Origin of the sequence: Paracoccus sp. 22332, assembly GCF_052045125.1 — a bacterium.
In the GTDB taxonomy this organism is placed as follows: Bacteria; Pseudomonadota; Alphaproteobacteria; order Rhodobacterales; family Rhodobacteraceae; genus Paracoccus; species Paracoccus haematequi_A.
The window spans coordinates 1-384 of the sequence record NZ_JBQEOI010000146.1; the positions used below are offsets into that span (position 1 = coordinate 1).

A 384-nucleotide genomic window follows, 5' to 3' on the forward strand; every position below is an offset into this window, starting at 1 on the left:
AAGGGAGAGTTCCGGCATGGTTCCGCACCGCGTCATTCAGAGGTTCCAGATAGAACCCCTTGTCCATGAGCGGAGAAGGCGGCGCGGGCAAGGTCGGTCTCGCGCCGAGGTACGGTGAGGGTTCCGGCCTTGAAGGTGCGCCCGACCCGGTCCGCCCAAGTCTCGCGCTCCGCTTGGGTGAGGCCATGCCACCAGTCCAAAGCCGGTTCCGTCTGGGGTTCTGCTGCAAGGAGGGGCGGGGCGTCGTCCGTGTCCTGCTGGCGGCGACGTACGGCGCTGTGGCGTTCATTCTCTCTGGCGGTATCTGCGGCGTCGTGCGGGTCTTTCCAGCGCCAGCGGAAGGTGACGGCATGGACCGACCGGCCCTGCTTCTCCAAGGTCATG

At 66.4% G+C, this 384-nt stretch carries 1 protein-coding gene; it reads right to left on the reverse strand.

Features of this window, described 5'->3' with window-relative positions; all coding sequences use genetic code 11:
* Positions 1 to 32: 32 nt before the first annotated feature.
* The coding region (locus ACTJI6_RS24265; protein WP_440804361.1) for a hypothetical protein at positions 33 to 384 on the reverse strand (352 nt) is incomplete at its 5' end.